This window comes from Enterococcus sp. OL5 (assembly GCF_006491895.1).
Classification (GTDB): domain Bacteria; phylum Bacillota; class Bacilli; order Lactobacillales; family Enterococcaceae; genus Enterococcus_D; species Enterococcus_D innesii.
In genome coordinates this window covers 109,291-133,709 of sequence record NZ_VHIL01000010.1, presented here as the reverse complement: position 1 = coordinate 133,709, position 24,419 = coordinate 109,291, and the positions used below count along the sequence as shown (strand labels likewise).

Below are 24,419 nucleotides of genomic sequence, written 5' to 3'. Positions count from 1 at the left end.
CTTTCATATTTACTATAATACTATTGATACAGGAGGCGGATATTTTGCGAGATGAAAAAATTTTAATCGTTGATGATGACCCTGCTATTCGGCGGCTGATTTGGAAATCTTTACAATCGACGGGCATTTTGATCTACCAGACTGATTCCGTTGAAAAAACGATTGCGATCAATTCTCGTGTCAGCTTTGATCTTTTTTTACTGGATATCAGTTTGGAGCATGAAAATGACGGCTATCATTTGGCACAACTGATTCGAGAAGAAAACCCCACGGTGCCGATCGTCTTTTTGAGCGGTAAAAGTGACGAAAAAGATATGATCAACGGCTATGAGATCGGTGCCGATCACTACATTACGAAGCCTTTTTCACCGGCACTCTTAAAAGCACAAATCGTTTCGATTCTTGATCGCCGCAACGTGCTGCGAGAAAAAGGGATCGCCAAACCGGAAGGGGATCTGTGCAGCGGCATGTTTCGTTTTGACCAAAAACGCTATCAGTTTTTCAAAAATGATCAGCCCATCAAGTTGTCTTCAAAAGAAATCATGCTGATGCGCTTTTTCATGGAAAATCCGGATCAAGTGTTCTCGAAAGAACAGATTTACAGCAATGTTTGGCAAGATGGCCAATTCGATGCCAATACCGTGATGGTTTTTATCAATCATCTGCGAAACAAAATTGAAGATGAGCCGAAGCAAGCCCGTTTTTTGAAAACCGTTTGGGGGATCGGCTATACCTTTTTACCAGAAGGAGACGCCTTCTAGCTGCAAGAAATAAAGGGCCAAGGCTAAAAGATCCGCCGAGCCGCCGGGACTCAAATGGCGTGCAATCAATACTTGATCATAGGTCGTTAATTCACGAAGCAAGTCTGTATCCGACAGATTGGCTTCGTGAATTTTTTGCATCTCCTGCTGCACTGTCTTCATCGCCTCGTAGCCGCCTCGGTGGACGAGGTTGCTGTCTTCGGTTTCACTCATTAGATAGACCAACCCTCGTAACAAGGAAACGGAGGTTTTTTGTGGTTGCTGCCGTAAGTACTCCAGCAGTTTTTTAACCGTTGGATAACCAGCTGCGGCTTCTCCACGAATCCCCATCGTGCCGTAGGTCAAATAATTTTTTTCTCCGTAAGACAACTGGTCTTTGTGGGTGATTTGCTGCAGGTCTTGCTTGACCAAATGCTGGCAGATGTCGGCGGCAAGCTGCAGAATCTGATTAGTATCTTCAGCCGTCAGCACAGCCTTGTCATGCTGTTGATAATAGACTCCTGTCGCCCCCAACAAAACTGCAAAGGAAAAGTTCGCCCCTTTGTGGGTATTGATGCCTTTGGTTGCCTGAAGCATCGCTTCTTCTGCTTCTTGACCGATTCCACGTAACTGGTCAAACAGCTGGATCAGGTCGCCTGTATGGGCAAAGCCAGCTTGGCTATAGCGCTGAAAAAAAGGCGCCAAACAAGTGATACTGTTGATAAAGGTAAACACATTCATGTCCTGATGCGCACCAGAGGAGCAAGGATCTACTAAACCAGGCTTGGGTGCTAACGCTACCTCATAATGCAGCGCATTGACTGCATAGCTGCTGGCGATAAAAAGACGGGAATCAGTCAATTTTTCTTCGCTCCATTTCAGCAAGAATAAATTGCAGGGAGTGATCCAAATGTTCATGGGTCAACAACGTGATCTGTTCCGTGTCATTGGTTCTCATGCCGCGATAAATCAGCCAATGTTCCGCCAATGCCGCATCCCTTCTTCTAGAAGAGCGAATCGCAATGTCACGAAAATACACGAGGTACGCTTGCAGATCCAGCACGATACTTTTTAACCGCAGCATCTGGCTTTTTTCGTAAATAAACGCATTGAAGTCAGAAAAGTTTTTCAAGACCCCATCCACATCATCCTCACGATTCAGCTGCTCGCCATGTTCTAACAAGCAGCGCATCTCCCGGAAATCCTCCTCACTCATCAAGGCCATTGCTTTGATAGTCGCCAATGTATCCAATGATTTGCGGATATCGTAAATCTCATAAGCATCTTTGATACTGATCCCTTTTACGACGATGCCGATTTTTGGTACGTGTTCCACCAGTTTTTCAGCCACCAGCTGAGTCATGGCGTAACGAATTGGGGTCCGGCTGATGTTTAACGTATCGGAAAATTCTTTCTCATTGATGCGAGAGCCTGCGGGAATGTCTCCTAAAATGATGGTTTTTTTGAACGCTTCATAGATCAAATCTTTTAATGGTTTATTTTTGGTCAGATCCAGATTTTTATTTACTGCATCAATAATTGGATTCATGATTTACTCCTATCATACTAAAAACAAATGAGATTTTTGGGAAAAAATAGATATATCGATAAACAAGGAAAACTACCGAGCAAAATGGCAGCCTGCTCGATAGTTTCTTTATGAAATTACTGTGGAATATAAAACGGCATGTGACCTAATAGCACGATCGTAACGACGAAGATCACGAAAATCCCCAGTGCGTATTTCGCCGCTTCTTTTTGCCATTGCCCCATATCTAAGCCAGTCAAGCGCAATAGCAAGTAGATGAAGGCAACCAATGGACTTAACAAGTGGAACGCTTGGCCCATTAAGGACGCCAAGGCCATCTGCATATTGGTGAAGCCATACGAACGACCCGCTTCTGCTAAGACCGGTAGAACCCCAAAGTAAAACCCATCATTGGAAATAAAGAAAGTCCCAGGTGCAGAGATCAGGGCGATAACTATGCCCCAGAAACCAGCCAATTGTTTAGGAATGATTTGCGTGAAACTATTCGCTAAGGCAGTAGCCATCCCAGAGCCTTGGAACAAGCCCATGAAGACGCCCGCTGCAAAAACTAAAATTACTACTTGCACAGCGTCGCCGCCGTTGGCACCGATCCGTGACGATTGATCTTTCAAAATTGGGTAGTTGACCATCAATGCGATACAAGTACCTACAAGGAATAACAAGATTGGTGGTAAAGCGATACTAGAAATAAAGGAGCTTGCTACTAACCAGCCAATCAAGACGATCGTTAAGATACCGTTGAAGACAAAGTTTTTCGGACGGCGGATCGCTAATGTATCAGGATCAGTCACAGTCGTCATTTCTAATATCTCATCGTTCGTCAGTTCCGTAACCCCTAAACGTTTCCGTTCTTGGATCCCCATTCTGCGAGCCACGAAGAAAATCACATATAACAGAGACAAAATCATTCCTGGCAACAAATAAGAAAGGATATCCGCATCAACTTCCAGCACGGCCATTGCTCGGGCAGTCGGTCCGCCCCATGGCAATAAGTTCATGATGGTGTTTTGCAAAATGATCAAGACACCAAGGTTCATCATTTTCATATTCAGCTTCTTATAGATGGGAATAAACGCAGAACAACAGATCAAGGTAGTGGTCGTTCCATCACCGTTCAAAGAGACCGCAGCAGCAACGACTGCCGTTGCCATCAAGACTTTCATCGGATCGCCTTTAGCAAAATAAATCATTTTTTTCGTGATTGGATCAAACAAACCGGCATCCAACATAATGGAAAAGTACAAAATCGCAAACAGCAACATGATTCCTGTGTTGGCTGTTGTCGAGATGCCCTCAAGGACAAAATCACCGATGTTGCCTTTTTCGGAAACACCAGCAACCATCGCAACGAGGGTAAATAGTAATGGGATAATTACTAAGGATGTAAAGGGTGACATTTTTTTCTTCATGATGACAAACATGAAGACAATAATCATGGCATAGGACAAAATTGTTAAGAACATTTTCTTCTTCCTTTCATGCATCGAAATGTGTAAGCGTTATCAAAAAACATTTTAAAAAAATTACAGGCCCGTAATTTGTTAGCGACAAGCGTCACTAGTTTGTGAATATTTTTCTTTTCTTAAAGGAAATAATGTTATTGAATGCTTTACACGTCTAAGAATAAACAATCAAGAAATAGAAAAAAAGACCCGTTTAAAAAAAGAACAGCAAAAAAACAATTTCTCTTTTCAAATCTTATTTTTCGTTTAAAAAGTTCTTAACAGAATATTAACGCAAGAAAAACCTTGATAAATCAACGTTTATATCGGTTTTTCACTCTTTTCTCAAAAAAGGAACACTGAAAAAACAATTTTCAGCCGAAATAAATCTCGCTGATTGAACGGGAGTTTCTATAATGAAAGGGAACGAATCATTGAGAAAGGAGAAACCCATGAATCTTATTAAAAGATTGTTCAAAAAAACGCATGATGAACCAGATGCGCCTGTCAGTCCTCCTCTGAAGCCAAGGGAAATGATAGCGGACCCACCCGCGTCTGATTGGCAAGAAGTGTCGGGCTATCAGCCGGCGCCTGCAGAAGATTATCCGTTAGTCAGTCTGATAGCCGCCGCACTAGGTGCCGAGTGTTCCCCTGAAAGTCAGTTTGTCATTCGAAGAATTGAGAAACGCAATCCTGAATTTAAGCGAGTCACCCTGATTGCCGCCAGTATCGCCGCCGGAGAGCTATCAGATTCTCAGTTCACAATCAAAAAAATAGCCAAAAAAAATGAAAACAAGTGAGGGAAAAACATGTTACGTAAATTTAAAATAGCGATCGATGGGCAAGAATACCTTGTCGAAATGGAAGAAATCGGTGCCCCGCAACCTACCGCTCCTGCCCCAGCAGTGCCAACACCGGCTCCAGCAGCGGCACCTGCTCAACCAGAACCAGTCAGCACACCAGAACCAGAAGTAGCACCACAGCCAGCGCCAGCTACGCTTCCTGCTGACGGCGAGCCGATTCATTCTCCAATGCCGGGAACGATTTTACGTCTCTTGGTCAATGTGGGGGATACTGTGCAAGAAAACCAATCATTGATGATTTTAGAAGCCATGAAGATGGAAAATGAAATCGTGGCACCAAAAGCAGGAACCGTTGTTGCCATTGCAGTCAATGCGGGCGACATGGTCAACCCAGGAGAACTGCTGATTACGATCGGCTAATTTATTGAAAAGGAAGTGACGTAGTGGAAACGTTAATTGAAGGTGTAGTCGGGTTAGGATCGGAGCCGGGACGGATCGTTATGATGCTCATCGGTGGTCTATTGATGTATTTGGGGATCAAGAAAGAATATGAACCAACCTTGTTGGTCCCTATGGGATTGGGCACGTTGTTAGTGAACTTCCCGAACTCAGGTGTGTTAAGTGCTGGTGGAGAAGCTGGCCCGTTCCAAGTATTGTTTGATATGGGGATCTCAACTGAATTGTTCCCTTTGCTTTTGTTTATCGGGATTGGTGCGATGATCGACTTCGGTCCATTGCTGCAAAATCCATTTCTTTTGTTGTTTGGTGCCGCTGCACAATTCGGGATCTTCTTTACGATCATCGTTGCCGTGCTGCTTGGCTTTGATTTAAACGACGCGGCTTCCATCGGGATCATCGGTGCCGCTGACGGACCAACGTCGATTTTTGTCGCAAATACGCTGAACTCGAAATATATGGGTGCGATCATGGTGGCAGCTTATTCTTACATGGCGCTAGTACCAATCATTCAACCGGTAGCCATCAAAGCAGTGACGACCAAGCATGAACGAAAAATCCGTATGACGTATCGTGCCGGAGAAGTTTCGCAAACGGCAAAAATTTTGTTCCCGATCGTGATCTCGATCGTAGCAGGGTTGATTGCTCCTGTTTCATTGCCATTGGTCGGATTTTTGATGTTCGGAAATCTCTTGCGGGAATGTGGTGTCTTAGATCGTTTGTCCATCACCGCTCAAAACGAACTGGTGAATATCATCAGTATCCTCCTAGGTTTATCAATTTCTGTGAAAATGCAATATGAAGAATTTTTACAAGTCGATACATTGATGGTTATTGGTTTAGGGCTGGTTGCCTTCATTATGGACTCGGTCGGCGGCGTGTTGTTTGCGAAAGTGCTGAACTTGTTCCGTAAAGAAAAAATCAATCCAATGATCGGCGCAGCCGGAATCTCTGCGTTTCCAATGTCTAGCCGGGTCATCCAAAAAATGGCGACAGATGAAGATCCGCAAAACTTTATCTTAATGCATGCAGCCGGTGCCAACGTTTCAGGACAGATTGCTTCGGTCATCGCCGGTGGCTTACTGCTGGCACTGATTGCTTAGGTCACTAGAAAGGAGAGGAAAATTATGAGTCAAGATTTACTGACTTCATTTGAATTGTTGTTATTCGGTTGGGGCGGCGTCTTTGTCGTGATCCTGATCATCTACTTCGCATCCTTGCTTTTGTCGAAGCTCTTCCCAGTAAAAAAATAAAGAAGGCATTGTATGTATACCCTAAAAAGAATCTGGCTGCAAAAAGATCCGGAAGTCTTTTTGCAATGGCAAAAATTGATCACCCGTGCTGGCTTAGCCGTCGGTGAAGAAGTAGCCTATACCGTCGGCATTTTTGACCAGCAAACCTTGATTGCTACTGCTTCTTGCTATGCCAATATCATCAAGTATGTGGTGGTCTGTGAAAAAAAACGCTCCGAACAGCTGTTGACGCAATTGATTTCGCACCTTAGCGATCATATCAAAGACGAGGGCTATACCAAGTCCTTCGTCTATACAGCACCGAAAAATCGTCTGTTTTTTGAATCTCTCGGGTTTCGTGAAGTGCTCGCTGCGCAAGACATCTTGTTCATGGAACAAGGCGTTCCTTCTTATGAAAGCTATGCCCAACAACTGCAACGGCAGCGAATCGGACAAAACAACGGCGCGATCGTGATGAACGCCAATCCTTTTACCAAGGGACATTTGTACTTAGTCGAAACGGCTGCGAGTCAAAAAGAACAGGTTTATGTGTTCGTTTTATCAGAAGACCGCTCGCAATTTTCTGCCAGTGAACGGCTGCAGATGGTGACGGATGGCGTGGCTCACCTGCCAAATGTAACGGTGCTGCCAACCAACAACTATCTCGTCTCTTCGGCAGTTTTTCCCAGTTATTTCTTGAAAGAGCAAGCACCTGAGGCGATCGCCAAAAAACAAGCCGCCTTTGATGCAACCCTCTTCAAAGAAAAAATTGCGCCGTTGTTGGCGATCACTACGCGTTTTGTAGGCTCAGAGCCTTACTCGCCCGTGACCCAACTCTACAACGAGGCAATGGCTGCCGTTTTTTCTCCCGAGCTTGAACTGATCGTGATCGACCGTCTGAAGATCAACCAATCAACCGTTTCGGCTACAAACGTTCGGAAAGCGATTGCAGAAAAAGATTTACTTTTCTTGCAGCAATTTTTGCCAGAAACAACGTTCTCATTTTTAATGCAGCATAACTATATTTAGAGGTGATAATAAGTGGAAATCAAAAAAAGTGCGGTTGCCGGCTCCGTTGAATCCAGTGATATCTTGATCGCGATCGAGCCCACCACAACCCAAACCATCGAGCTGACCCTCGATAGCAGTGTCGAAAAACAATTCGGCAAACAAATTCGCGCCGTCATCCTTGAGACGCTGAACCATCTAGGCGTGACACAGGCCAAAATCACCGCCACCGATAAAGGCGCATTGGACTGTACCATCAAAGCCCGAACTCTGACAGCCGTTCATCGGGCAGCCGAACAAGAACAGTATGCTTGGAAGGAGATCGACACATGGAACGTTTAAGAAGAACGATGATGTTTGTACCAGGAGCTAACGCTGCCATGCTACGGGATGCGCCATTGTATGGCGCCGATTCCGTTATGTTTGATTTAGAAGATGCGGTCTCCTTGAATGAAAAAGACTCTGCTCGGACCCTGGTGCATTTTGCCTTAAAAACCTTTGACTATTCTGCCATCGAAACCGTCGTGCGCATCAACGGCCTCGACACGGTGGGTGCCCTTGATATCGAAGCGATGGTCCTAGCGGGGGTCAACGTCATTCGACTACCGAAAACCGAAACCGCCCAAGATATCATTGACGTTGCCGCTGTGATCACACAAGTAGAAGAAGAAAACGATCTGCCTGTAGGAACCACCAAAATGATGGCTGCCATCGAGTCGGCCGAAGGCGTTTTAAATGCCCGAGACATCGCCACAGCTTCCGACCGCTTGATCGGGATCGCTTTAGGGGCAGAAGATTATGTCACCAATATGAAAACCCGTCGCTACCCAGATGGGCAAGAATTGTTGTTTGCCCGCAGTATGATTTTGCATGCAGCTAGAGCTGCAGGGATCGCCGCCATCGATACCGTCTTTTCTGATATCAATGACACCGATGGCTTTCTCGCTGAAACGACTCGCATCAAGCAGCTTGGTTTTGACGGAAAATCAGTGATCAATCCACGGCAGATTCCCCTAGTCAATGGGATCTATGCGCCTTCAAAAGCCGAGATCCAACAGGCCAAAGAAGTGATCTGGGCCATTCGCGAAGCCGAAAGCAAAGGTTCTGGTGTGATCTCCTTGAATGGCAAAATGGTCGATAAACCAATCGTTGAGCGAGCGGAACGCGTGATTGCCCTTGCCAAAGCAGCGAAATTGATTACCGAGGAGGAAGTGTAATTATGGTGTTAAACAAAGCAGGAAAAGACATCCCTGAATGCTATGCCAACCAATACGGGGTCTTTGAAAATGAAACGGCCAATATCCATGCCTACAAAGAAGCGAGTCGCAAGATCGAGCCAGTCCTGCCGGGCAAAAGCAAGGTCTTGGGCAGTATTCGTGAAGCCATTGAAAAAACAGGGTTAACGGACGGCATGACGATCTCCTTCCACCATCATTTTCGCGAAGGGGATTTTATCATGAATCTCGTTTTAGACGAGATCGCAAAAATGGGCATCAAGAATCTTGCGATTGCCCCTAGTTCCATCGCCAATGTCCATGAACCATTGATCGGACATATCAAATCTGGCGTCGTAACCAATATCACCTCCAGCGGTCTGCGGGACAAAGTCGGTGCCGCAATCTCCGAAGGCATTATGGATGCTCCAGTCATTATCCGTTCTCATGGCGGTCGGGCTCGTGCCATTGCCGCCGGCGATATCCACATCGATGTCGCCTTCTTAGGGGCCCCTAGCTCAGATGCGTATGGCAATGCCAATGGCACCGTCGGAAAAGCAACCTGCGGCTCATTGGGCTATGCGATGGTCGATGCAAAATACGCCGACCAAGTCGTGATCATCACCGACACCCTGGTACCGTTTCCAAATACCCCAATCAGCATCCCCCAAACGGATGTCGATTATGTCGTGGAAGTCGACGCCATCGGTGATCCTGCAGGGATCGCAAAAGGGGCGACCCGCTTTACCAAAAATCCAAAAGAATTGCTGATTGCTGAGTATGCAGCCAAGGTCATCACCAGCTCGCCTTACTACCAACAAGGCTTCTCCTTCCAAACCGGAACAGGCGGTGCCGCATTAGCCGTTTCTCGTTTTTTACGCGAAGCGATGATCAAAGATGAGATCAAAGCCAGCTTTGCCCTCGGCGGCATTACCAATGCCATGGTGGAACTGTTAGAAGAAGGATTAGTGGAAAAACTGATCGATGTCCAAGACTTTGATCATCCTTCCGCGCAATCGCTAGGGAAAAACGCCAATCATTACGAGATCGATGCCAATATGTATGCCTCACCGTTAAGCAAAGGGGCGTTTATCAATCAATTGGATACCGCCATTCTTTCCGCACTGGAAGTCGACACGGATTTCAACATCAATGTCATCACCGGTTCTGACGGTGTGATCCGCGGTGCCTCTGGCGGCCACTCAGATACTAGTATGGCGTGCAAAATGAGCTTAGTGATCGCTCCTCTTGTGCGGGGACGGATCCCAACGATCGTCGATACCGTCAACACGATCGTCACTCCGGGCGCCAGTATTGATGTTGTCGTTACGGAAATCGGGATCGCCATCAATCCTGCTCGCAAAGACTTGATCAGCCATTTTGAAGCATTGGATATTCCCCAATACACCATTGAAGAGCTAAAAGAAAAAGCCTACAGCATTGTCGGTCAACCCGAACCAATCAAGTACGGGGAAAAAACCGTCGCTTTGATCGAATACCGCGATGGCACGATCATTGATGTGGTCAAAAATGTCTGATGCCCTATTTTCAGGAACCCCTGTGACGCTAATCGACATGCTGCAGGCACGAGAAAATAGAAGCTCGCTTCAACGGGAGCTTCTCGCTGCGGATGAAAAAGCGGCATTGCTTGTTGCCACCATGAATATTCCCGGTCCCGTGAAAAATTCTGCCCCATTGACCGCCGTTTTTGAAGAACTCATTACGGAAATCGAAGAGGCCGTCAAGGAACTGATTCCACTGGCAAACCTCTACCGTAGTTTGGAAACCGGACCGGAATATTATCTCGTACTGCCCACAGATCCTTATGAACTAAAACAAATGATGGTTCAGATTGAGACCCATCATCCTTATGGTCGATTGGTGGATCTGGATGTCTTAGCCAAAAACCAAGACCAGCTTTTACCTATCAGCCGCACCGAAATCGGACTGCCGACAAGAAGCTGCTACGTCTGTGAACAAGATGCCAAAGTTTGTGGCCGTTCTAGAACTCATAGCGTAGCAGATATACAGCAGCAGATCCGTAAAATCATTCAGGAAAGAGTGAAAGAATGAAAAAAATCCAATTTACCGAAACCGTCTTGCGGGACGGCCAACAAAGTCTGATCGCTACACGAATGCCTACCAGCGATATGCTACCGATTTTAAAAACCATGGATCAAGCGGGCTATCATGCCTTGGAAATGTGGGGCGGCGCAACCTTCGATGCTTGTCTGCGTTTTTTAAATGAAGACCCATGGGAAAGATTGCGCGCAATCCGCAAAGAAGTGAAAAAGACCAAACTACAAATGCTCTTACGGGGGCAAAATCTCTTAGGGTACAAAAACTATGCCGATGACGTCGTTGCTGACTTTGTGACCAAATCGGTTGAAAACGGCATCGACATTCTTCGTTTGTTTGATGCCTTAAATGATGTCCGCAATTTAGAAACCGCCATCCGCGCCACAAAAGCAGCCGGCGGACACTGTCAAACAGCAATCTCTTATACTACTAGCCAAATCCATACGGTGGATTACTTCGTCGACCTTGCCCATAAAATGGCAAACCTCGGCGCCGATTCCATCTGTATCAAAGATATGGCAGGCGTTTTGACACCGCAAACTGGCTACGAGCTGGTCAGCCGAATCAAAGATGCCGTCGATCTACCGCTAGAAGTCCATACCCATGCCACCAGCGGCATCGCTGAGATGACTTACTTAAAAGTTGCGGAAGCCGGTGCAGACATCATTGATACCGCCATCTCCTCCTTTGCTGGCGGCACCAGTCAGCCAGCAACCGAATCTGTGGCGATCGCCTTAGAAGATTGCGGCTTTGCTACGGGACTTGATTTGCAGAAAGTCGCTGAGATTGCTGAACATTTCAATCCCGTTCGTGATCGCTTCCGTGAAGAAGGTCTGCTGAATCCAAAAGTCAAAGATATTGAACCTAAAACCTTGATCTATCAAGTACCTGGTGGCATGTTATCAAACCTACTCAGCCAATTGACGGAACAAGGATTGCAAGACAAGTATGAAGAAGTCCTAGCAGAAGTACCAAAAGTCAGAGCAGACTTGGGCTATCCGCCACTAGTGACCCCATTGTCGCAAATGGTCGGTACCCAAGCCTTGATGAATGTGATTTCAGGAGAACGTTACAAACTTGTCCCAAGTGAGATCAAAGATTACGTCAAAGGACTTTACGGTCAATCGCCAGCACCCATCACCGACGAAATCAAAGAAACAATCATCGGAGATGCTGAAGTGATCACCGTCAGACCAGCTGATCTACTGGCACCACAACTGCCAGCCTTTCGGGAAGAAATCGCTGAGTATGCCAAAAGCGAAGAAGACGTGCTGATGTACGCCCTCTTCCCTCAACAAGCCCAAGACTTTTTAGGCCGACGAGAAGATCCCTTTTATGATGTCCCCGTACAGACCGTGTCTGTGAGGATTGCGGTGGATTAACAACGAAGCCAGAAACAGAGAAAACGACTGAAAGTGCCCCTCACAAATTCGCTTGCTTGAGCAGATTTGTGAGGGTTGTTATCATTTACAGGCTGTTTATTCGTTTTTACTAATTAGCAGCGCAAAAATACATGCGCCATAGCCACTCCACCAATAAGCTTGCATTCGTCGTTTCTCGCTCACGTATTTTGGGTAGCTGAGAAGCCAGGATTGTACTTCCGCTCCATCCATTCTATAATCAGCTAAAAGAAGGGTTTTAAAGGAGGAGTTATCCATGCAACGATACATCGCTTTATTAAGAGGCATCAATGTCGGTGGAAAGAACAAAATTTCTATGAAAGAATTGAAAGCCGTTTTTGAAGAACTGGGGTTTAGCAATGTGGTCACTTATTTGAATAGTGGCAATGTGATTTTTTCTAGCGAAGAGGATGATCCACAAGCCCTTGCCGAAACGATTAAAGCAATGATCAAACGGTACTTTTCCTTTGATATCGCTATTTATATCATTCGCCAAACAGAGCTGCAGGAACGCTTGACCCATATACCTGACTGGTCAGGAACGGAAGATAAAACCATCTATGACAACCTGATCTTTTTGATGCCTTCACTGTCCTACGAGGAGTTATCTGAAAAACTCGGGGCTCCGAATGCCACCCTTGAACAGGTTTTTCCTTACAAAGACGTCGTCTTCTGGTCCTACCTCCGCAAAGACTATCAAAAAACCAATTGGTGGAAAAAAACAGCCAGCACTAGCGTCGGCAAGCAGATTACGATTCGGACCATCAATACCGTAAGGAAGATTGCGGAGCTGTGACGACATTCTAAAAAATATTCCTGTTTCAACTTATAAGAAAAACCGTCAGAAGGAGTCCCTCTGACGGTTTTTCTTTGACTATCGAATCGTCTTTTTCGCTTGATGGATTTCAATAAAAAGAGCCAGCAGAAACGTGAAGGTTACGATCCAAATTGAATATTTTTTCAAAACAAGACTGACAAAGGCTAGTAAACAAGCACCAATGACAAATGAGAGCACGACGATCGTATAGTTATGGGCATTGCGTCTTTGAAGCGACGTTTTATTCCGTGAGGTCAGATAAAGATACCATTCATTTAGCATTTTCCGATAATTGCCTGAGGTCATCATGATCGTATAAGGATTTCCTTCGATTTGCGTTCCAGTGAACGTCAGCATCAGCAAGCCACTGCCAAAAGCAAGCAGACCAATTTTAAAAAGGTGCAAGTTTTGAGACAACAATGGAATGATCAAGCTCGATAAAATAACAGGTAGCATGGTGTAACTGCGCCAATAATGACTGAAATTGCTGCGCTTTAGAAGAATACCTAATAAAAATCCTACCGTAAACAAAATGATCGATACGATCTTAGGCAGCATTTGCTGCCAATTATATTGGGATAAATTCGAAGCCATCAAAATAATGTTCCCAGTTTGAGTAGCAACTAATCCATGAAAGTAATTATGAGAATAGACATCTAATGCCCCACCTGAAAAAGCCATTAAAATCGCAAACAGACGACTGTTATTCGAGACAGAGACAACTTTATAAATTTTTTTTTTGCATAGTAGATTCCTCAATCGCTTGATAATTTTGCTAATAGCATTTGTTTTAGACGCTTTTCTTCTATTGATACATGAAAAAGATCGTTTATCCTTGAAATGGAGTTTTTTTCAATAGTAAGTATAACAGAATCAACATCTCCTCTTACTTTAACGAAAAGGAAATATATAGCAAGTAAAGAAGCCCAACAAAGCAAACTTCGTTGGGCTTTCCTTATAGGACGTTCGAAAAGAAACCTTTCGTTATCTTTTCATTTAGAAACCAATAGTTCAAACGCACCTGATTCTTATATGCTACTGGTTTTGCATGGCGGGCAGGTCATCCTTATTTAGTTTATTTAGATAAGGAATCATCATTAAGACACCCGCAACAAACGCGATACCTTCTGTAATCGTCATTGACCAAATCAATCCATCCAATCCATAGAAATGATGCAGCAATAAAACGATCGGAATAAAGAATGTTCCTTGAATCGTGGACATCACTCCGGTCTGAGCACCTAGTCCAGATGCCTGAAAGATGCCCGTGAATAAACCAGAGAAACCATTAAAGATCGAAGAAACCAACTGTGCCCCTAAAATCGTTAAGCCAACTTGGATCACACGAGGATCACTTGTAAATAACCCCAGCACAGGCACTCGCAACCAATACACAATCAATGCAAAAAGGATGGAGATCCCACCTATCCACAAAGATACTTCTTTCAGTGCTTCTTTCACTCGTTTCGTGTTATGGGCAGAGAAACTGTAGGCAAATAACGGTATGACGCCCAAAAATAGACCCATTGTTAAAAATTCCGGTAATTGCGTGATTCGAACAGCGATACCAAAGCTAGCCACAACATTGTCTCCATATTCAGCAGAAAAATTGTTCAATAATAATGTGGTGACGATCATGAAAGCTGATTTAAACAGCTCGGATATCCCTATTTTATAAACTTCTAGCTGATCTTTGATTGAAAGTTTCATGTTCTTTAAAAAGCCCTTCAATGTCTCGCTTTTCGTTTCTAGGAACCAGACATAATACGTTGTTGAAGCGATATTCGCAATCACTAGTGATAGCCCTGCACCGATCACATGTAGGTTAAAGACGAGAATCAATAATGCATCAAGTAGGATACTCACTGCAACACTAACGAACATGCCATACATTGATTCTTTTGATGCCCCTTCTGAACGCACCAACTGTTCCAAAGCAAAATTTAAAATGAACGATGCTCCACCAACAAACAAAATCAGTGAATACTGTTTTGTATACAAAAATGTCTGCCCACCTGCTCCTAGTAAATGAATAAACGGATCCATGAAAATTACTGCGACAATCCCTATGATCACACCGAGCAGGATGCTCGAGTAAAACGCATAGCCGGCAACTTTCTTGCCCTTTTGAGTGTCTCCATTTCCTAGTAGTCGTGTGATATAGCTTCCTCCACCAACACCCAGCATGTTCCCAACGGCCATCAACAGAATCGTAATGGGCATCGCCAAGGTAATCGCCGACATCATATTGGTATCATGGATCAATCCAATAAAATAAGCATTAATCAAATTATAGATCGTCGTGGTTGAAATACCAACCATCATCGGGATCGATAAATGGGCAATTGCCTTTCGCACCGGACTTTCGCTTAAGTAGTAAATATTGGATTCATTCATTGTGACTTCTTCCATGATGATTCCTCCTTTAATTAGATAGTTAACTATTAGAATTCTAACTTTAATGTAATAAGCAGTGATTGACTGCTTATTGCTCATAGACTTTGATCGATTTTTCTTAACAAACGAGTCAGTTCTTCGACTTCTTCTGCATTCAGTGCTTGGACCAGTTCTTTTTCTGCCGCATAAAAAGCTTCATTGGTTTGATCAATCAACGCTTTTCCTTTGGGCAAAACGTATATATTTTTTTGCCGCTCATTATTTTTTGGGATGCGGCGTTCGATATACCCTTTTTTTTCTAACCCTTGAAGCATACTTGTGATGCTGGCATCACGACGTTGAAACACTTGGGCCAAATCCTTCTGAATCAATCCCTTGTCTTCATTTTGTGCGATATACGCAATCATTCTTCCTTGCTGTTGACTGATATCCAGGTCTTTTATACGCAGTTCCATCGATTCCCGTGACTTATTCATAATGGACCGCATCAAATTCGAAACGATCAGTTCCTCCAAAACGACTCCCCCTTTTCGAATAGTTAGATATCTAACTATTCGAAAAGAATATACACCGGTTAAAAAGGAAAGTCAATAAAAAGATTCGCTACCTAATAATTAGACCTCTAATTATTTTCAAATTCAATAATGGTAGTAAGGCTAGGGAGTTCCACACTGTGGAAAAGTTACTGACAAAAGCAGACAACAAGGGACTTTTTATTGCCTTTTTAGTAAACGTGTATAAAAGAGCCCCTGGGTTCGTCGATTTTTTCCCTCATGGTATCACAGCCAATTAGAAAAGTAGGCTTTATTTTCCGCTCTTGCTAGCGAAAAAAAGAAAGCTTATCCAGAAATCATTTTCCGAATAAGCTTAAACTGATTTATCGATCTAATTAAAATAATTTGCGTCAACTAAGATCGGCTTCAATACTGTAGTAGGTATTATGAACTCTTGTGTCCCCATGTATCCAGCCGAAACTTCATATTTATCAAACGAAATAACTAGTTCATGATTTTCATTAATATAAAAATTCGGATCATTCTCCAACCAATTTGTATCATTATAGTCTAAAACCCAATATTTGATATCGCTATTTACTCTCATCCGCTCTTTCATTTGGTGCTCAATTTCCTGAGCCAGCACCTCTAAATAGTTTTCCGTTTTAAATAACATCTTTAATGATAATAAGACCTCGTTCTTTTTATCGAATGTATCAAATCGATGTTCGACATTGGTGCTCCCCACTGTCTCTTCAAACGTACGGTCGATTACTAAAAATCGATTATCATTGACTTTCACATCATAGGTACCACTGACATACATTTGTTTTTCGTCCACCTTATTTATTACGTCTGTATAACTTTGATATGCTCGTTGTCCTTCACGGAGATATTTTTCATTTAATTGCGAATACACTTGATTTTCTTCTGTTATCTTAGGCACATCAATAGTGATTTCTGCTTCCTCTTGACTGAACAGAAGCGTTTCCCCAGTTATAATTGATACCAAATCCCCCAAAATAGGTATTTCTGATGCAAAACCTCTAAAGGTAGTATTTTGAAGCATAATCAAAAAACTAAAAACCACCAAGATCACGCTTTCGACGCCTCTTCTAAGTACTTTTCGCTTCTTTTCTTCGTATACCTTTGCCTTTTCTATTTGAAAACGTGCAACTATTTCACGCTTTAATTGTTCCTGGTTTTCTCCATCAAACGTGTGCTGTTTCATTTCGCTCATTCTCCTTTTCATATCTTGTTTTTTTAATTTAAAAGATGCTTAAATTGAACAAGAGAACGGTACATCTTCGTTTTCACCGTATTCTCATTTAAATTAAGTATTTGAGCAATTTCCTGCAAGGTAAATCCATCAAAATATTTTAAAATGATGATATCTCTTTCCGGACTAGGCGTTCTCTCTAGAATTTCCTTTAGTTCAAGAAATTCACTTTGATCGAAACGAAAATGACTTAGTTCTATAGTTTCTTCAAAGGCTAACCCAAATGGTCTTAGTCTCTTCACTCGCCATTGATCAATCGCGGTTCTTACTAAAATTTTATAGAACCATGCTTGAAAATTATCAATTTCTACTGTGTTTCTAAAGCTTTTTAACGCCTTTTGAAAGCTATCCTGCAGGACATCTAAAGCATCTTCATGATCATAAACATAACTGTAGGCAATTCGATACATTTGATCATATTTACCTTCTATCAGTTCTTCCAGTAGATGCTCATAATAGCGCACTTTTTTTTGTTTGACTTCTATTCTTAAAAATAAAGATCACTCCTTCCACAACTCTCCAAGGGACTAGAAAAGACTGCTATTTAATTTCTCTTTGGTCAGCTAAACCAAAATACTGATTTAGTGGTTTTTGTCCATAAGAGAGCAATTCGCTTATAGTCACAAACTCATAGCCTCTTTTTCTTAGTTGACTTACCATTTCTGGAATGGATTCTACGGAACGTTCATGGATATCATGAATCAAAATGATTGATCCATTTTCTACAGTATCAATTACCTTATTTACAATCAAATCTTTATTTTTGACTTGCCAATCTTCAGAGTCTACATTCCATTGAATAATAGGCAATCCGATGGTTTTGGCAACGGCGCCGTTTACTGCTCCGTAAGGTGGTCGAAAGAGTTTTGGCAATACCCCTGTAGCATGAAATATTGCCTTATCAGTCTTCAGCACTTCTTCTTTGACTTTATCCAGGGTTACTTGAGTCAAGTCTGGGTGAGTGTATGAATGACTGCCAATTTCATGCCCCTCTCCCACTATTTTTTTCGCGACCTCTGGGTGCTTATCAACCATCTGACCTAAAACAAAAAAAGTCGCTTTGATCTTTTCTTTTTTTAACTCTCCTAGTAATTTTTTAGTAGACGTATCATTAGGTCCATCATCAAAGGTGAGCGCGATATAGTTTCTTTTTTGGTCTAAGGATTTTTTTGGCAGATTATTATCAGAAATGATCGCTGGATCAATAAAAGGCAGAATTTTTTCAATGTCGACAGTCATCTTTGTCACCCCTAAGACCTCTTTATCAAAAGCGATTTGTATTGAGTGAGGGAGAATGGTTATCTTACTATCCTTGCTTAAAAAGTCATTTGTTAACACTTGATCTAATTCTTCCTCATCAATTGTCGATTTTAATTTAGTTCGAGTACTAAGTAGCTGTTCTTGTACAATTCTGTTTATCGCAAGCAAGCCTGATTCATCGTTGACAATATCTTTTAATCGAGGCTCATTTCGATTTTTGGATAAGAGTATTTCAGATAATTCTTTTAATTCACCTAAATATTTCAAAGACTTTGTTTTATCATCCCAAATATATTCCTTTGTTACTAATTGTCGATTAATAAGGGCATCATTCACCTTTTCCTCATTGACATAGGAAAGCACCATTGACCGAGAATCCTTCAATTGTTTCGAAGCAACCTGAGTTTGAGCTTCCAATTGTTTTATAATATTTTTATTTTCAGTCGCAGAATAGTACAGGTAATATTTATTGTATTGATTATCGCCACTCTTTGATTCTTCAATCTGAGTGATATCACGATCAAAAATGCATTTTTAATTGTTTTTTCGACTTGCGTTTCAAAATTTGTTTGTTCTTCTCCATACACTTGACTCATTAGGTACTTATACGTGACACCCACTACTAACGTAAGAATCAATGCACAGAATATAGCTATTAACAGTAATTTTTTTCTCATAGTATTTCCTCTCTTTCGTTGTTCTATAGGGTATGACGAAAGAACAGGTCAATTAGTTTCATTTATTAGCAAGTTTTTATCAATCGTGAACTTTCTTAATCGTGATTCCTTTATCTCCATAATGTTGCTGTCTAAATTCATTAGCGAAAAATAGTAACTTCCAAATTATTCGTTTTTTCCTATCTTTTCCTTTAAGGTTTAGCTTTGACATCAGACCTTTACGTTTTCCCTTAACTATGTCATTAGACAATAGCGTTAGTTCTTAATCTTAATACTTGCGGAAAACAAAAAAAGGCTTCAAAAAATTTTTTTTGAAGCCTTTTTTAAGATAATTTGTATTTATGCAAACTCTATGACACATTGAATACGATAGAATTCTTCTTTTCTACACTTAGATCATAACCACAGATTTCTTTGAAATATGTCTTGATTTGTTTGATATTTCCTTTAACTATTGGTGGCATGACGCTTAGTTTCTCTTTTAATTCTTTGTTCGTCATGGCTTGACTTTCTTTTGAATGAACCAGGATCATACACGAACTATTCATCTTTTTTCGAACCAATCTAGCCGTCTTATTAATAAATGGCAGAAAAAGGAAAAAAGAAATTTCTCTTTTAATTATCAGGAATAGCATTCAATTCCCATATCAGGGTTGTGGAATAGCTTGTGGCTTCAGGATTTGAACCTTTCGGTACGTTGAGCGTAACACTTTCCCTTGCTGTATGCTCATCTCCAAAACGATAGATCCATGTGCCTGTTCCTTCAGTATCTTCTGCACGAATCAGTGCTCGCTTGTTTCCTGGTACCAACGTTAACGGGTTGGCTGTCTGTAAAGAAGGGGTATCGCCACCTTGAGCGGTCACTAATTGTTGATTTGAGAAAGTAATACTCGCACCTGTAAGCTGTTGATTTTTTAATCCTTCAAATTGTTTCGTCTGGGTAACCGATAGCTGCCAGCCATTACGCTCAGTAGCTGATCGACGATCGCTGATCTGAACATAGTTAGGACGCTCTTCCATCTCATTTACAGTTCCGTCTTCATTCAATAAACGTTGTGGTTGCGCGTAATAGGTTTGGTCATGAACTGAGATAGGTTGCGAGCCAAAGTTAAAGGAGGAAATGAAGTCAATACTCAGAAGCCCTTGATTTTCTGGCAGCTCTGGTTTATTTTCTGGGCTCACTTCTATTTCAGGATCCAATGGATCTACTGGTGGCATGGAGCCTTGTAAGATATAAACGAGCCAATAATTTTGTTGCTCTCGAGTAAATACCGTATTCAATAATTGATTGTCTCTTTCAAATAAAAACTTGTAGTTTTCTATTTCTTTAATCGTTACTTCTAGCTCCTCATTCACATAACCAATGATTGTATCAGATGGCGAAATAACTGTCCCGGCATCATCAATGTAATGAATTGTCACCTCGGACTCAGCACGATTAAAAAAGTAAGTAACATTCCGACGCTCAGCCTCTGGTTTTATGGTATTGTTTGTTTCATCGAAATAAAGTGCATCTGTCTCAACATGAATATAGTCATAACCAAGAAGGTACGGTTCATCATCAATCCCTGAATTTGGATTAAGAACTGCCTCTGATTTAAAAGGAATTTCTAACAATTGACTAGGTATTATTTCTTCATTTGTAGCTGCATCACGATAACTGACTTCAACTTCTCCTGTCCCTATTACATAGTCCATCTGTTCAAATATAAAGCTATGAACATTGTTTCTTGCACCTGTACTTCCTGAGATTAAAAAAGATAATGCAGTAGTATCGATTCCTTGCCAATCGGATATATCTCGTTCCCAGGTTTCTCCTTTATAGTTAATACGGAAAATGTTTGCTTCTTCACTTGGCAGATACTCAATGACTATATCATCGTAAGCGCCATTCAATGTACCTGTTCGCTTTGCTGGAGCATCGCTTCCCATATAAGTAGTCAATAAACCATTCGTCTCATGATAAACGTATCCAGCAAAAGGAGCCCCACCTAAAGCAGCCGGATCTCTAGCTGCACCCGCTCCCTGAGTTGTATTAAAATTTGAATCCAATTTGAATCCAAAGCCTCCTGTTAGGCCAGCAATCCCCATACCGTTTCCACTATTTCCAACAGCAGAATTTTCAGATCTATGGAAACCAAAAGCCATACCATCTGCACCATTCGTATTAGAACCAATATTTGCCTTCCCTGTCAAAACAAATGGATAATTTACACTTAATTTTTCCTTCAATGTAACATTTCCAACTTGATTATTACTAGCTGTAGTTAAGGTTACTTCCCCTGTTTCTGAATCATACGTTGCAGAACCCTGTAAGTCAAAATGCTGCAAAAAATTATCTTTTGTGACGGTAGCATTTGAACTGTATTCATTATCTAAACTTTGCGATGGCTGCTCCTTCATTTGATTCTCTTCTATTGCATTCTCTTTCGCTTCCAGATCCGCTTGTACTGTTTGAGCATCATCAGAAGCTTCTATTCCTTCAGTAGGGTTCTCCACATTACTATCTTCTTGTTCACTGATTTCAAGATAAGCCGTTGCTCCTCCCACAGACAGTTCATAGCGTCCTGCTTGTTCAAATACTAAAGGAAGAACAAACGTATTTTGCGCCCGTTTTGACTGAACCAGCCATTCCTGAGACTGCTCTATCTGTTCGACTGATCCCCCTGCCGGTAACTGCTCGTTGATAAGCGTTGCTTCTTCAGGTAAAAATACTCGTGCCTCTGAAACTTCTTGATCAGAAAAGAAGGTTACTTGTATGGGTTCTTCTACCGTCCCTTGCATCCGCGCCTGAGTAAAGAAAAAGCGCGCATCACTAGCCTGTTCTTCTTTTTGAAGGTTTTTCATGGATGGGTGTTCTACCTGTTTTTGTTCCTCAGTGTCCATCGTTGTCTCAGCGTAGACCATGCCAATCGATAGAATTAATGCTTGCATCATTAGAATAGACGCCCCTAATAGAAGCAGCGGTCTTCTTAATCTCGTGGTCATTCCATTCACTCCTTTTTACTACTCTTGTTCGCTTCTGTTTGCTTTCTTTTTTTGAATAAGTAGATAAAGAATGACCCCCAGTAAAAGAACAAGTAAAATGATTGCGCCAATCATCCACCAATTCATACTTGAATCAATGGTCACATCTGCTTGATTCAATGCCCTGGCTTCATCTGCTTTAATTGTGAAGGGTCTCTCCCATACCCACTCATCTTCACCAGATATTGCTCTTAATTTCAATACATAGTCGCCACTTTGAAAGCGATCGCCTTCTAACGAGATTGGAAAATCAAAATTAGAATTAGGCGCCATTTGCATCATTTCTTCACTCGCTTCATAAAGAACCTCGTTTTCTCCTGCTCGTTGTACTGTCGCTTCCACCGCTATTCGATTGACAAAGGTAGGCGTGAAGTTTTGGATCGTTGCACTAATCACATTCCGATAATTCAACTGATCTGCAAAAACAGCTAATAAATCGAGATCCGGTTGAACTGAATCCCGAGAATTGCTGACAACAATCCCAATCACATAGGCAAATTCATTTTTGATCGCTACGCCTTCTTCATTGATTGCCGTTTCTTCTTGCTCCTCTTTGACTTCCGAAATCCGTAGACCTCCCGCTAAAAATCCCTCAAACGATTCTTCTGGCATATGTAAAGGAACACTAATTGTTTGGGTTTCATTTCCTGCCAGTTCAATGACGCCAGATGAGTCAATCAATTCGTCCAATGAATAAGTAAGGCTACTATCTGGTTCTTGGGCATCTTTTCCGTACTCAACGACTCCATGAACATTGGTATACGCTGTATGAGGGGTTACTTGCACTTGAATTGGGTCACTACTAACATTTTGCAGTTTCAATGCTAAGGTTTCTGTTGCTCCAGCTGCTAGATTCAAATCGAAATAACTATTTGATCCTTCTACCTGGCTTTCAGGAAATTCAGGCGTGACATAAAATGACAGTGTTTCCTCCGCTTGAGCTACTGATGGAAAAATTCCAAAAAGAAGAAAAAGAAGCGTAAGTACCCACCAAGAGGCTCTTTGAGAACGATGAGCTAAAGTTGTTTGTTTCAAGGTTACGTCTCCTTTCTTAGAAAAACAGCGTCACAATTTTACTGTGACGCTGCCGAGAGTTTCAAAACAAATGGTTACAAGGCTTTTATAGTTCGTCTCCAGGTGTTAAGTTTAATTCCCAAGTTAGCGTTGACGTATACGTTGTCGCATCTTTGGCTGTTGAACCTGGAATCGACAATTGTATTGCGTTGTTTTCTACAACGTCTGTCTCAGGATTAAAGTCCTCTGCTTCAAATTGGGCAGTCAAGTCTGCTTGGTCTCCCCAGATAACTGAAGAAGCTCCTGCACCTTGTCCTTGTGCCGCAGTCATCACTGAACGCGCTGCACCATTAGGAAGTAATGTTAGTCCAGCCTGGTGCACTGTAGGTTCGTTATCAGTATTGCTACCTTCATAATTTAACTGAGCATTAGCAAAGGTGATTTGCGCTCCCGTTAGAATTTTATTTTGTGCTTCTGGAGCTTCAAAATCACTTAAGCTCACTTTTAGATCCCATCCAGCATTGGTTCCACGAACGTCTTGTACTTGAGCAAAACTAATATATGGAACGTCAGTAGGCCCACCTTCTTCTGGATTAGCGAGTTCAGCAGTCTCTGCAACCATATTATATGTTTGATCTTGGTTGGAGATGACCTGAGTACCAAAGTTCATTGTAGGTGCCTGTACGATAGACAATGGACCTGTAACTGGATCGATAATTGGTGGAATAATCACATCCGGATCAGGTACAGGAGGGATGACTTCCAGATCACCGTCTTCATCCGCTGTAAACTGGATTTGACCTTCGGTTGTTACTTCTCTCATTTCATCGGCAAAAACAGAAGCTGCTCCTCCTGCTAAAATAGTAGTTGATAGTGCGGCAATTGTTGCTAAACGAATAAATTTCATTTGGTTATTCCTGCTTTCTTATTGTTTTAGATTTTTATTATGATTTCTTTTTTGTTTCCATAAGAGGAAGACGAAACTGATTAGAAAAACGCCTAGCCAAGCGTGCCATGAATGTCCTATTTCGTTTGTTTGTGGCAACGTACCATCTGGTTTGGCCACTTCGGTAATTGGTGATCTGACAATAGTTTCGGGCGGCGCTGGATCAGGTGTACCAATGGGTTCATAGACACCAGTAAATCCAATGGTCCCATTTGTTTCAACTTGCTGGACTTCTGCAGCGTTTACCAACGGTAATGATAAAACTGAGAGTATTCCCATAAATATTATCCACCTTTTTGTTTTCTCAATCATGATCCTCCCCTTTGTTGTATCTCAAAATTCTTCGTTTTTGGGTTGACGACAAAAAAAGACATTCGATCGGATCGAATGTCTTGGAAAGTTATTAGATTAGGTTTTCTATTTTAGAGAATACATAACAAATATCTATTCTAAAAAACGAAGGTTTTTGATACTTTTATTTGTAAGTTTGTATGCATACCTTTTTCTTACATGATTAAGGTTACCTGATTTTTTGGTCAAATTGGAATCAACATTTTCATAGACAGATGAAATAAATGAAAAAAA

25 protein-coding genes are annotated in these 24,419 nt (G+C 42.1%); 12 read left to right on the top strand and 13 right to left on the bottom strand.

All coding sequences use genetic code 11. The annotated features are described in order from the left end of the window. Positions 1-44 precede the first annotated feature (44 nt). The gene (locus FJU10_RS12490; protein ID WP_008381846.1) at positions 45-761 is read left to right on the top strand and encodes a response regulator transcription factor; all 717 of its coding nucleotides are present in this window, start codon (positions 45-47) and stop codon (positions 759-761) included. On the opposite strand, the gene citG is transcribed toward FJU10_RS12490, so the two are convergent. The 3 genes from citG to FJU10_RS12475 all read right to left on the bottom strand — a co-directional run bounded on the left by citG (position 738) and on the right by FJU10_RS12475 (position 3,752). After that, entirely contained in the window at positions 738-1,601 is an 864-nt protein-coding gene (gene citG / locus FJU10_RS12485; protein WP_223273058.1) for a triphosphoribosyl-dephospho-CoA synthase CitG, read from the bottom strand. The two genes, FJU10_RS12490 and citG, sit on opposite strands and share 24 nt — an antisense overlap. After that, positions 1,594-2,289 carry a GntR family transcriptional regulator gene (locus tag FJU10_RS12480; RefSeq protein WP_005233081.1) on the bottom strand — a complete coding sequence of 232 codons (696 nt, stop codon included), beginning with the start codon at positions 2,287-2,289 and terminating at the stop codon, positions 1,594-1,596. Before FJU10_RS12480 ends, citG begins: the two co-directional genes overlap by 8 nt. A 116-nt stretch (positions 2,290-2,405) precedes the next feature. Then, the gene (locus FJU10_RS12475; protein ID WP_008381841.1) at positions 2,406-3,752 is read right to left on the bottom strand and encodes a CitMHS family transporter; all 1,347 of its coding nucleotides are present in this window, start codon (positions 3,750-3,752) and stop codon (positions 2,406-2,408) included. A 512-nt stretch (positions 3,753-4,264) separates the two neighbouring features. Here FJU10_RS12475 and FJU10_RS12470 point away from each other — a divergent pair. The 11 genes from FJU10_RS12470 to FJU10_RS12420 all read left to right on the top strand — a co-directional run bounded on the left by FJU10_RS12470 (position 4,265) and on the right by FJU10_RS12420 (position 12,719). Further along, a complete protein-coding gene (locus FJU10_RS12470; RefSeq protein ID WP_223273057.1) occupies positions 4,265-4,531 on the top strand; it encodes a hypothetical protein in 267 nt (88 codons plus the stop codon). 9 nt (positions 4,532-4,540) lie between these two features. Continuing rightward, positions 4,541-4,954 carry an acetyl-CoA carboxylase biotin carboxyl carrier protein subunit gene (locus FJU10_RS12465; protein WP_140966066.1) on the top strand — a complete coding sequence of 138 codons (414 nt, stop codon included), beginning with the start codon at positions 4,541-4,543 and terminating at the stop codon, positions 4,952-4,954. A 23-nt stretch (positions 4,955-4,977) separates the two neighbouring features. Then, positions 4,978-6,093: a sodium ion-translocating decarboxylase subunit beta gene (locus tag FJU10_RS12460; RefSeq protein ID WP_005233072.1), complete on the top strand. Its 1,116-nt coding sequence runs from the start codon at positions 4,978-4,980 to the stop codon at positions 6,091-6,093. 24 nt (positions 6,094-6,117) lie between these two features. Then, entirely contained in the window at positions 6,118-6,243 is a 126-nt protein-coding gene (locus tag FJU10_RS19720) for an OadG-related small transporter subunit (protein WP_008381833.1), read from the top strand. 12 nt (positions 6,244-6,255) lie between these two features. After that, on the top strand, positions 6,256-7,251 hold the full coding sequence (gene citC / locus FJU10_RS12455) for a [citrate (pro-3S)-lyase] ligase (RefSeq protein ID WP_140966065.1): 996 nt from the start codon (positions 6,256-6,258) through the stop codon (positions 7,249-7,251). Between the two features lie 12 nt (positions 7,252-7,263). Beyond that, entirely contained in the window at positions 7,264-7,572 is a 309-nt protein-coding gene (gene citD, locus FJU10_RS12450) for a citrate lyase acyl carrier protein (protein ID WP_005230465.1), read from the top strand. After that, positions 7,560-8,447: a citrate (pro-3S)-lyase subunit beta gene (gene citE / locus FJU10_RS12445; RefSeq protein ID WP_005233062.1), complete on the top strand. Its 888-nt coding sequence runs from the start codon at positions 7,560-7,562 to the stop codon at positions 8,445-8,447. The genes citD and citE overlap by 13 nt, the downstream gene beginning before the upstream one ends. Positions 8,448-8,449: 2 nt before the next feature. Then, a complete protein-coding gene (gene citF, locus FJU10_RS12440; RefSeq protein WP_005233060.1) occupies positions 8,450-9,982 on the top strand; it encodes a citrate lyase subunit alpha in 1,533 nt (510 codons plus the stop codon). Next, positions 9,963-10,517, top strand: a complete 555-nt coding sequence (gene citX / locus FJU10_RS12435; RefSeq protein ID WP_140966075.1) for a citrate lyase holo-[acyl-carrier protein] synthase — start codon at positions 9,963-9,965, stop codon at positions 10,515-10,517. The genes citF and citX overlap by 20 nt, the downstream gene beginning before the upstream one ends. Further along, positions 10,514-11,905, top strand: coding sequence for an oxaloacetate decarboxylase subunit alpha (locus FJU10_RS12430; protein WP_101699532.1), 1,392 nt, complete (start codon positions 10,514-10,516; stop codon positions 11,903-11,905). Before citX ends, FJU10_RS12430 begins: the two co-directional genes overlap by 4 nt. 274 nt (positions 11,906-12,179) lie before the next feature. Continuing rightward, positions 12,180-12,719: a DUF1697 domain-containing protein gene (locus FJU10_RS12420; RefSeq protein WP_140966064.1), complete on the top strand. Its 540-nt coding sequence runs from the start codon at positions 12,180-12,182 to the stop codon at positions 12,717-12,719. Between the two features lie 78 nt (positions 12,720-12,797). On the opposite strand, the gene FJU10_RS12415 is transcribed toward FJU10_RS12420, so the two are convergent. The 10 genes from FJU10_RS12415 to FJU10_RS12365 form a co-directional block, all read right to left on the bottom strand. Beyond that, positions 12,798-13,421 carry a YoaK family protein gene (locus FJU10_RS12415; protein WP_223273056.1) on the bottom strand — a complete coding sequence of 208 codons (624 nt, stop codon included), beginning with the start codon at positions 13,419-13,421 and terminating at the stop codon, positions 12,798-12,800. Between the two features lie 354 nt (positions 13,422-13,775). Next, a complete protein-coding gene (locus tag FJU10_RS12410) occupies positions 13,776-15,152 on the bottom strand; it encodes an MATE family efflux transporter (protein ID WP_140966062.1) in 1,377 nt (458 codons plus the stop codon). Between the two features lie 80 nt (positions 15,153-15,232). Then, positions 15,233-15,613 (bottom strand): MarR family winged helix-turn-helix transcriptional regulator, encoded by a 381-nt coding sequence (locus FJU10_RS12405; RefSeq protein ID WP_016613715.1) that lies wholly within the window; start codon positions 15,611-15,613, stop codon positions 15,233-15,235. Positions 15,614-16,022: 409 nt separating this feature from the next. Continuing rightward, a complete protein-coding gene (locus FJU10_RS12395) occupies positions 16,023-16,862 on the bottom strand; it encodes an RsiV family protein (RefSeq protein WP_223273055.1) in 840 nt (279 codons plus the stop codon). Between the two features lie 32 nt (positions 16,863-16,894). Further along, the gene (locus tag FJU10_RS12390) at positions 16,895-17,320 is read right to left on the bottom strand and encodes an RNA polymerase sigma factor (RefSeq protein WP_140966073.1); all 426 of its coding nucleotides are present in this window, start codon (positions 17,318-17,320) and stop codon (positions 16,895-16,897) included. Positions 17,321-17,450: 130 nt separating this feature from the next. After that, positions 17,451-18,536, bottom strand: coding sequence for a polysaccharide deacetylase family protein (locus FJU10_RS12385; protein ID WP_223273054.1), 1,086 nt, complete (start codon positions 18,534-18,536; stop codon positions 17,451-17,453). Between the two features lie 926 nt (positions 18,537-19,462). Further along, the gene (locus tag FJU10_RS12380; RefSeq protein ID WP_140966061.1) at positions 19,463-21,835 is read right to left on the bottom strand and encodes a WxL domain-containing protein; all 2,373 of its coding nucleotides are present in this window, start codon (positions 21,833-21,835) and stop codon (positions 19,463-19,465) included. Between the two features lie 18 nt (positions 21,836-21,853). Further along, the gene (locus FJU10_RS12375; protein WP_061053444.1) at positions 21,854-22,909 is read right to left on the bottom strand and encodes a DUF916 and DUF3324 domain-containing protein; all 1,056 of its coding nucleotides are present in this window, start codon (positions 22,907-22,909) and stop codon (positions 21,854-21,856) included. An 85-nt stretch (positions 22,910-22,994) separates the two neighbouring features. Then, positions 22,995-23,795, bottom strand: a complete 801-nt coding sequence (locus FJU10_RS12370) for a WxL domain-containing protein (protein ID WP_061053445.1) — start codon at positions 23,793-23,795, stop codon at positions 22,995-22,997. A gap of 18 nt (positions 23,796-23,813) precedes the next feature. After that, entirely contained in the window at positions 23,814-24,113 is a 300-nt protein-coding gene (locus FJU10_RS12365) for an LPXTG cell wall anchor domain-containing protein (protein WP_140966060.1), read from the bottom strand. Positions 24,114-24,419: the final 306 nt, after the last annotated feature.